This is a genomic window from Flavicella sp. (genome assembly GCF_029238425.1).
GTDB lineage: Bacteria > Bacteroidota > Bacteroidia > Flavobacteriales > Flavobacteriaceae > Flavicella.
The window spans coordinates 1-9,752 of sequence record NZ_JAQWGB010000187.1 but is presented as its reverse complement, the minus strand read 5'-3'; the positions used below and the strand labels follow the sequence as shown (position 1 = coordinate 9,752).

The 9,752-nt window shown below is 35.0% G+C and carries 6 protein-coding genes and 1 pseudogene; 3 read left to right on the top strand and 4 right to left on the bottom strand.

The annotated features are described in order from the left end of the window. Window positions 1-107 precede the first annotated feature (107 nt). A complete protein-coding gene (locus P8H68_RS12615; protein WP_300325782.1) occupies window positions 108-1,112 on the bottom strand; it encodes a sugar kinase in 1,005 nt (334 codons plus the stop codon). Between the two features lie 210 nt (window positions 1,113-1,322). Between P8H68_RS12615 and P8H68_RS12610 the strand changes: the two genes are divergently transcribed. Then, on the top strand, window positions 1,323-4,196 hold the full coding sequence (locus tag P8H68_RS12610; RefSeq protein WP_300325778.1) for a pitrilysin family protein: 2,874 nt from the start codon (window positions 1,323-1,325) through the stop codon (window positions 4,194-4,196). 3 nt (window positions 4,197-4,199) lie between these two features. Further along, window positions 4,200-4,685 (top strand): GNAT family N-acetyltransferase, encoded by a 486-nt coding sequence (locus P8H68_RS12605; protein WP_300325775.1) that lies wholly within the window; start codon window positions 4,200-4,202, stop codon window positions 4,683-4,685. A 423-nt stretch (window positions 4,686-5,108) separates the two neighbouring features. Here the strand turns inward: P8H68_RS12605 and P8H68_RS12600 are convergent. From P8H68_RS12600 to P8H68_RS12590, 3 genes and pseudogenes are all read right to left on the bottom strand, one after another. Continuing rightward, window positions 5,109-6,041: pseudogene (locus P8H68_RS12600) on the bottom strand (2-hydroxyacid dehydrogenase); the annotation flags it as partial. 23 nt (window positions 6,042-6,064) lie between these two features. Further along, entirely contained in the window at window positions 6,065-6,883 is an 819-nt protein-coding gene (gene panB, locus P8H68_RS12595) for a 3-methyl-2-oxobutanoate hydroxymethyltransferase (RefSeq protein ID WP_300325772.1), read from the bottom strand. 130 nt (window positions 6,884-7,013) lie between these two features. Beyond that, window positions 7,014-9,257, bottom strand: a complete 2,244-nt coding sequence (locus P8H68_RS12590) for a c-type cytochrome (protein WP_300325769.1) — start codon at window positions 9,255-9,257, stop codon at window positions 7,014-7,016. A gap of 267 nt (window positions 9,258-9,524) precedes the next feature. Here P8H68_RS12590 and P8H68_RS12585 point away from each other — a divergent pair. Beyond that, window positions 9,525-9,752 (top strand): RNA polymerase sigma factor (locus tag P8H68_RS12585; protein ID WP_300325766.1); only part of this gene is annotated, 228 nt, incomplete at its 3' end.

The window sequence follows — 9,752 nt, the reverse complement described above, 5'->3', positions numbered from 1 at the left end:
TTTTTAAGGATTTCTGACGATTGAGTCTTGTGGAAAAAACAAATCTCTCAACTTTTGTTATACAAAAAGTGAGAGATTTTGTTAGTTAAAAATAGTGAGTGATGGGATTACCTCTGTAATCTTCCTGTAGTATTTCCAGCTAAAATGCTATTTACTTCCTCTACAGTTGCAAAATTCACATCTCCTTCATAGGTGTGTTTCAATGCGCTCGCCGCACTTGCAAATTCCATTGCTTTATAATCGTCATAATTTTGAAGCGCATAAATCAATCCGGCAGCGTAGGCGTCACCCGTTCCAATTCTATCCACAATATGTGTGATGTCTAAATCTTCTGTTTCTCTAAATTCAACACCATTCCACATTCTAGATCTAATTTTATGCCATGAAGAATTTAAGGAAGTTCTAATTTTATCAAATACCTTTTTGATATTCGGGAAAGTTTCCATCAAGGCTTTACTTGCAGCAATAAAGTCTTCTTCAGAATAGCTATAACTGGTTCCTAAAACCTCATTGATTTCATTAACTCCTCCAATAAAAATCGTCGCATATTGTAATAAGTCCTTTAAAACAACTTTTGGGTCGGCCCCATATTTCCATAAGCCACTTCTATAAGTAGGATCAGCAGAAATTTCTAAACCTTTTTCGTGTGCCATCATAAGTCCTTCTTTTAGAGTTTTATAAGCACCTTCTGATAAAGCCGGTGTGATACCCGTCCAGTGAAACCAATTTCCTTTGCTTAGTGAATCTTCCCAGTTCACCATTTCTGGTTGAATTTCTGAAAATGAAGAATGTGATCGATTGTAGGAAATGGAACTAGGTCTCATCACGGCTCCTACTTCTAAAAAATAGACCCCAAGTGGTCTTTTTGATCTAACAATACATCGTGTACTTACGCCGAATTTTCTTAAATAAGATATTGCAGTATCTCCAATAAAATCATCAGAAATACAGCTAATATGTTTTACTTTTCCTCCAAAATTAGCAATAGAAATACCGACATTAATTTCAGTCCCTCCAAAGTAAAATTCTACAACATTGTTTTGAATGAATTTTTTGTTTCCTCTTGGAGAAAGGCGCATTAATACCTCTCCAAATGTAATTACTTTACCCATAGTTTGTGCATTTAAGGTTTCAATTTACGGATTTGTTTAGGGATTTAATCTATCGAACCTCATTTATTTGATTTAAGCAGTATTAGAAATCCTAATCTTAAATTTTACAATTTCTAGAGCTTTTTTTTGTGATAAAGTTAATGTGGATACTACAGTTATTATTTTTTAGAATCTTATATTTACGTTCCATTCTTTAAAAAAAAGCTCTAAATGAAAAATTTATTTTCCAAATCATTTCTCAGAACAAGTACATTTTTATTCGCAATTATATCGCTATTGATTGTAGGTTGTACTGCTACATCCAAGACAAAAACGGGAACCGATAAAAATGAAACCATTTCTAGTATTCCTATAGATTCTAATGTTGTAAAAGGTGTTTTGTCAAATGGGATGACCTATTATATTCAAAAGAATGCAAAGCCTGCCCAAAAGGTGGAATTGCGTTTGGTGGTAAATGCAGGATCTATTTTGGAAGATGAAAAACAATTGGGATTGGCTCACTTTATGGAGCATATGAATTTCAATGGTTCAACGCATTTTAATAAAAATGAATTGGTTGATTATTTACAAAGCATTGGAGTAAAATTTGGGGCTCATTTGAATGCGTATACAAGTTTTGATGAAACGGTTTATATACTTCCAATTCCATCTGATGATGAAGAGAAATTGGAAAAAGGTTTTTTAATTTTAGAAGATTGGGCTTTTAATGCTTCGCTAACTGAAGAAGAAATAGATAAAGAGCGTGGTGTTGTGTTAGAAGAATACCGATTAGGCTTAGGAGCTGAAAAGAGAATGTTGAGTAGGTACTTACCTAAGTTGATGTATAACTCTAGATATGCAGATAGACTTCCGATTGGAACAAAAGAGGTGTTAGAAAATTTTACCTACGAAGATTTAAGAAGGTTTTATAAGGATTGGTATCGACCTGATTTAATGGCTGTAGTGGCTGTTGGAGATGTAGATGTGGCTATTTTAGAAGAAAAAATTAAGTCGCATTTTGGAAAATATAAAGCGCCAAAAGAAGTAAAAAAGAGAGAGGTGTATAATACTCCAAATCATAAAGAAACTTTTGTTTCGGTAGAGAAAGATGCGGAAGCTTCCAGGTCTGTTGTACAGGTTTATTATAAAGATCCTGTTTTGGCGAAGGCGGTAACCACTGAAGAGGATTACAAAATACAATTGATCAATAGCTTGTTTTCTAATATGATCAACAATCGTTTGGATGAGTTGAGAAACAAAGAGAATCCACCTTATGTGTTTGGTGGTTCTAGATATGGAGGTACTTGGGCAAGAAATAATAAAGTGTATCAAACGTACGCTTTGACAGGTGAAGATGGTCAGTTAGATGCCTTAAAAGCATTAGCGGTTGAGAATGAAAGAGCCTTGCGTTTTGGTTTTCAGCAAGGGGAATTGGATCGTGCAAAAATTAGCATTACCAATAGGTATGAGCGCGCCTATAAAGAAAGAAATAAAAACGAATCAAAGAGGTATGCGAGTGAATATATCAGAAATTATTTGAATGGAGAAATCATACCAGGTATCGCATGGGAGTTTGACATGGTGAAAAAATATGTGCCTACAATTACCTTAGCAGATTGCAATGCATTATTACCGAAGTATATCCATGAAGACAATAGAGTTGTGGTGTTTACAGGACCCGATAAAGAAGGGGTGCCAGAAGTTACGGAAGCTGCGGTTTTAGGTGTTTTGAGCAATGTAAAAGAAATGGAACTTACTCCTTACGAGGATGCTTTGGTAGATGTAGATTTGATGAGAGGAATTCAGTTGAAAAAGGGAATGGTGTTATCAGAAACCACGGATACTATCAATGAAGTAACAAGAATGGAATTGAGTAATGGTGCCAAAATTGTGTATAAAAAAACAGATTTTAAAGACAATCAAATTGTGTTTACTGCTTTTAGTTATGGAGGAACTTCTTTGTATTCAGATGAAGAATACTTAAAAACAGATATTGCCAATTCAGCCTTAACAGAAGCCGGGGTAAATGGTTTTACTAAAACGGAACTTAAAAAAATATTGACAGGAAAAGGTGCTAGTGTAACTCCAACAATTCATACTTTAAGTGAAGGAATGCATGGTAGTGCTACTCCAAAAGATTTTGAATATTTATTTCAGTTATTGCATTTGTATTTTACCAAATTGAATAATGATCCAAAAGCATACAATTCTCATGCTTCAAAAATGAAAGCTTATTTGAAAAATGCCTTGTCTGAGCCAAGAACTTATTTTGGTGTTGAAGTGGATGCATTTTTAAATAGTAAAAACCCTCGTTATGTTGGGTTTCCAACAGAAGAAAATTGGGCAAATACAGATTATAATTTGGCTGTTGAGAAATATAAAGAGCGTTTTGCAGATGCAAGTGATTTCAATTTTTATTTTGTAGGTAACTTAGATCCTGCGGTATTAAAAAAATACGCTGAGTTGTATATAGGAAGTCTGCCAAGTACAAAAACCAATGAGATTTTTAAAGACGACGGGTATAGACCTTTGTATGGTGAGTTAGAAAAGCATGTTAAAAAAGGAACAGAGCCTAAAAGTTTGGTTAAAATCCAATTTAGAGGAGAAACTACTTATGATGCTGAAGAGGATTATTATTTACAGAGTTTAGGAGAGGTATTGTCTATCAAACTTATTGAAAAATTAAGAGAAGAAGAAGGCGGTGTGTATGGAGTAGGAGCAAGAGGAGGGATGTCTAGAAACCCTTATGGATCTTATTATTTAACGATTAGTTTTCCTTGTGGGCCAGAGAAATTAGAGATGCTCCAAAAAAGTGCCTTGGCAGAACTTCAAAAAATAATTGAGAAGGGACCGGAAGAAAAAGATTTAGCTAAAATTAAAGAAACACAACTGTTGGAACACAAAGAACAAATGAAAAAAAATAGGTTCTGGTTGAATAGAATTAAGAATGCAGATTTTAATAAAAAAGAGTTGAAAGACCCGAATTTAAAAGTGGAAAAAATCAATAATTTGACTGCAAAAAATATTCAAGATGTGGCAAAAAAACACGGTGTAAAAAACAAATTTGTAGCGACATTAAATCCAGAAACAACGGTTAAAAAATAATTTATGGAATACAAGATTAGACTTGGGCTTAAGGAAGATATGTCTTCTGTTTGGTCTCTTATAAAGGAATTGGCTGTTTTTGAAAAAGAACCGGATGCCGTTGAGGTAACGGTTGAAGATTTAGAAAAAGATGGCTTTACAGGGATTCCAAAATTTCATGTTTTTGTAGCCGAATTGAATGAAGAAATAGTGGGCATTGCTTTATTTTATTACCGATATTCTACCTGGAAGGGACCAACCATTCATTTAGAAGATTTGATCGTAAGAGAAGAGAAACGAGGACTCGGAATTGGAAAAGCATTGTATAATGAAGTGATGCGTTACGCTTTCTCAAAAAAGGTGCGCAGAGTGGAATGGGATGTTCTGGATTGGAACACTAACGCAATAGATTTTTATGAAAAATCAGGTGCAACAATGCATAAAGAATGGAATGCTGTAAAAATGTATGAAAAAGAATTGGCTGCTTATATAGAAATTATAGGTAACTAATTCTTAGAGTTCACTATCAATAGGTTCCCAGAGTTCAATTTTATTTCCATCTAAATCTAGAATCCAGGCAAATTTTCCATAGGAGAAAACTTCTGGTTTGTCAATCAATTCAATACCTGCATCTGTAAGGTCGATTAGTAATTGATCTAGATTTTTAACACGAAAATTAATCATGAAATCCTTGGTAGAAGGTTTGAAATAGTTGCTTTCTTTAGGGAAAGGCGACCATTGTGTGCTTGCTGTTTTAAAGTTTTGGTCTTTCCACCAAAATGTACTTCCGTAGTTGTCAATATCTAACCCAAGATGTGTTTGGTACCATTCTCTTGTAGCTTTTGGATTTTCTGTTTTGTAAAAAACACCTCCAATACCTGTAACTTTTTCTAGAACAGTTGGCGCTGTTTTTGCTGTTGCGTGGATGTTAAAAAAATGAGCAGCCACTTTATCGACACAGGTCTGTGCCAATTTTATTTTAGATTCAACTGTCCAGCCTGCCACATGAGGAGAAAGCAATACATTTTCCGATTGGATCAAGTATTCAAAAGCAGGAGGCAATGTTTTGTTTTCAAATAGGTTTTCAAAAGATCCCTTTTCATATTCTAATACATCCAAACAGGCACCTGAGATTTTTCCCATTTGCATGGCTTGTACAAGATGGTCTGTCACAACAGCACTACCTCTGGCTGTGTTTATCAGGTAAAAAGGTTTTTTAAAATGTGAAATGATATCCCAATTGATCATTTTGTCTGAAAGCTCATTAAACGGTGTATGTATGCTTAAAACATCCGCTCGTTCTTGAATTTCAGTAAGTGTAGTTTGTCTGCAATTTTCATCGCCAACGTTTTCTTTGATATCATAGCAAAGAACTTCCACATCAAAACCTCTCAGTTTTTTTGCGAATGATTTTCCCATGTTTCCATAGCCAATCAGTCCAACAATTTTTCCATCTAATTCTAGACCTCTATTTTCTTCACGAAGCCATTTACCTTCTCTAATTTGGGTATCCGCTTGTTTGATTTTATTATATAGAGACAATAACATTCCAAGGGCATGTTCTCCAACAGCATTTCTGTTTCCTTCAGGAGCAGAAATTAATTGAATGCCTTTGGATGCAGCATATTCGGTATTGATGCTTTCTAGTCCAGCACCCACTCGGGCAATAAATTTTAGTTTTTTAGCCTTGTCTATAAATTGTTTGTCAATTTTAAAACGACTTCTGATCACAACTCCTTCGTAGTCGTGAATTTTTGATTCCACTTCTTCTTTAGAAGAGATGTAATCTTCCTCATTGGAGCAACCCAATTTTTCTAAACCTATTTTTAAAACAGGGTGATTGCTATCTATGTGTAAAACTTTCATGCGGAATGTAGCTACAAGTATATTTAGTACTGCTCAGATTGATTTGGGAAGTCTTGAGATTTTACATCCTCGCTATATTGTTTAAAAGCGTTAGACATATCATCATATAAACTTAAATATCTACGTAAAAATCTCGGGTTGAATTCGTGTGTCATCCCAACCATGTCATGAGTTACCAAAACTTGTCCGTCTACTCCACCTCCAGCACCGATACCAATGACAGGAATTGAAATTTCTTTAGCAACTTTTTCTGCTAATGCAGCCGGTACTTTTTCAAGTACGATAGAGAAACATCCCAAAGCTTCCAGTGCCTTGGCGTCTTCTAAAAGTTTTTCAGCTTCTTCTTCTTCTTTGGCTCTAACGGTATAGGTTCCGAATTTATAAATAGACTGAGGAGTCAATCCTAAATGTCCCATTACAGGGATACCAGCTTTTAATATTTTTTTTACAGATTGTTTGATTTCTATTCCTCCCTCAAGTTTAATAGCATGCGCTCCTGATTCTTTCATGATTCGGATAGCAGATCTCAAAGCCGTTTTAGGGTCAGATTGATAGCTACCAAAAGGTAAGTCTACAACCACCAAGCTTCTTGCACAACCTCTTACCACTGAACTTGCGTGATAGATCATTTGGTCTAGTGTAATAGGTAAAGTAGTCTCATGTCCAGCCATTACATTAGAGGCAGAGTCACCAACTAAAATAGCATCAATCCCAGCGGCATCAACAATTTTAGCCATGGTATAATCGTATGCGGTAAGCATGGAGATTTTTTCACCGTTGTGTTTCATTTCAATCAGCGAATTGGTAGTAACTCTTTTGTACTGTTTTTGTGCGGTAGACATGGTATGTTTAATTAAAAGTCAGATCGCAAAAATACGGAAAGATTTATGAAAATTACATAAGGGGGTTCAAATACAAGAAGTTTTTAAAAGAAAATCGGGATAACCTTAATGATTATCCCGATAGAAAAATTTAGTGAGTCGCTAATTTTTTCTTCTTTTTATTTTTCTTGTTGTTTTTTTTAGGATACAATTCTTCAATGGTCCAATAAGTATCTCTTTTCTTAGTTTGATTTCTGATTTTATTCAGTCTCCAACCTGTTACCGGAGATACGCTGTTGAGTTCTAGTCTGATGTAAGTAAGAACAGCAGCAAGCCAATTGTTATCTTGGTGTCCCATTGGTGCCATCACCCCAGCATATTCTTTTCCGTCAATAGGTCCGGTCAATCCGTTGATTACAATTTTTGAAGTGATTTCCCAGTTTCCTTTTACACGAGGAGAGCCCACTAAACTTGGAGCCAAACCTTCAATTCCTTTTCCATCACCACCATGACATGAGGCACAGATAGATTTAAAATTTAGATATCCTTGAACGACAGATTTACGCACGTTTACATTTTGTAGAATGTATTTTTTCTTTAATTGTTCAATAACAGGAGGAACCTCTTTCAGTCCTTCTCTTGCAGTGGTAGCGATCACATCATTACCAAATTCTCGATAAGCAATCGTACGCATGGTTTTTTTAGCATTCTCATGAGAACTAGATCTTAAAGAAAGTAAAACTTGTAATAAAACTTCTTTGTCTTCATCCTTTTTTAAGGCATCTACAGCAGCAAGTATAGCTTCATTGTTTTCTTTTAAATAAATTTCACTGATTCTTATAGCGGTTCTTCTGACTCTAGGATCTTCATCTTGAAATTTCTCTAAAAGAATATTTTCTTCGATAGAATTCAGTCCTTCCAAAGCCCATAAGGCATGCATTTTTTGAAGTGGATTATTGCTGTTTGAAACAATGTTTTTTAAAGTAGGCACCACAGAAGCATCTCCTTTGATCACAATCAATTTTTGAGCATTCATTCTATACCATGCATTGTCATGACCTAAGAATTCTGTCAATTCTTCTGGTGTTTTATTGAGTAGTTTTACGGTCTTACTTGGTGTATAGTCATCGTGAACAATTCTATAGATTCTACCTTTACCGATGTTTTTATCCAATTCTTTTCTTTCTACCACAGGTCTTAAAAAACTTCCTTTTCTCACCCAGTTTCCTTCTTGGATAATTCCACGGTACATGTCTACGATATATAAGCAACCATCCGGACCTGTTTTTGTTTCTACCGGTCTAAAGTTCATGTCTGTAGAAGCTAGAAATTCAGTTTCGTGGTAGGGGTTGCTCAATACTTTTTGACCATCAACAATGGTCACTTTTGCACGACGAATCAATCGTCCAACGGGTTCCGGAATAAATAAATCTCCATAAGCTGGTAAATTATCACCAAGAAAAATTGACTGTCCGCAACTTGCTGTAAAATGATTTAATGTTCCGTCTGCTCTCAAACGCTTCATTCCTCCTTGTACATCTGGAGTTCCAATAATTGGCCAAACTACATCAAATCCAGGTTCCCATTTTCCAGGCAACTCTAAATTACCATAAGAAGGGTGTTGTTGATAACCTAGGGCAGGAACTTCACTACCGGCACTAGAATAATAAATTTGACCTTGCTCGTCCTGTGTCAATCCCCATTGACCTGCTGGAGCATCAGCCAAAGTATCCGTTACAATTTTGTCTCCTTTTAGTCTGTATCTAATAGATCCTTTTGATAGGTACATAAAATTATCAATACTATAAATCATGCTGGCAGGTTGGTGCTCAAGATTTGAATTGTCCCTTTTAGGAATCTTATGCATTAATTTTTTCTCATCAGCAATTCCATCTCCATTGGTGTCTCTGTAGCCCCAAAGATCTCTTTGAAAAGTACCACCAACAATCAAACGATCGTCTAAAGGAAGTATAACTCTAGGTAAAATTATGCTATCGATGAAAATTGAACTTTTATCCATTTTACCATCTCCATCTGTGTCTTCTAACAATTTTACCCTACTCCAAGGTTTGTATTGATCGGTCCCGTCAATATCTTGCATATAGGTAAGCATTTCAGCAACATACAATTTACCATCAGCATCCCAAGCCATAGTTACGGGTTCGTTTACCATGGGTTCACTAGCAACCAGTTCAATTCGGTAACCTTCTGGTAAGTGCATGGTTTTTAAGGTTTCTTCAGGAGAAAGAAAGTCAACAACAGGGTCTTTAATGATTTCAGGTTTCTGATATATTTTGCCTTCAATAATTTCTTTTTTATCGCAACTAGTGCATAAAATTGCTACCGCAAGAGTTGATAAAAAAGTAAAAGAAAAAAAAGTGTTTGAAAACTTCATGGAGTCAAGTAATTAAATATTGTAAATCGGTCTACTAAAGTACACAATTTGAATGTTTTTAATGTATAAAATAAGTCATTGAAGAATCTTATACATAATTTGTATAGATAAAGATTGGGTGTTTTATGGAGTTTATGCCACTTATGATTTATAACAATCCATTTGTTGCTGGTGTTTTACTGTGGATAAGTAATTAGAATAATAATTGTTAGGAAATGAAGTTTCCTTATATTTAGCCCTTAAATAGGATCGTAACTAGTACAAACTATGGCATCTGAAAAAATACACACTTTAGACCCTGATAAATGGATAACGCTGCATTCAGATTATCTGTTTAATTATACTATATCTAGGGTTAATAAAACTGAGATTGCAAAAGATTTGGTTCAAGAAACTTTTTTTGCTGCCTTAAAGGCAATGAAAAATTTTGAAGGAAAAGCCAGTGAAAGAACTTGGTTGGTAGCCATCTTGAAAAGAAAAATCATTGATTATTAC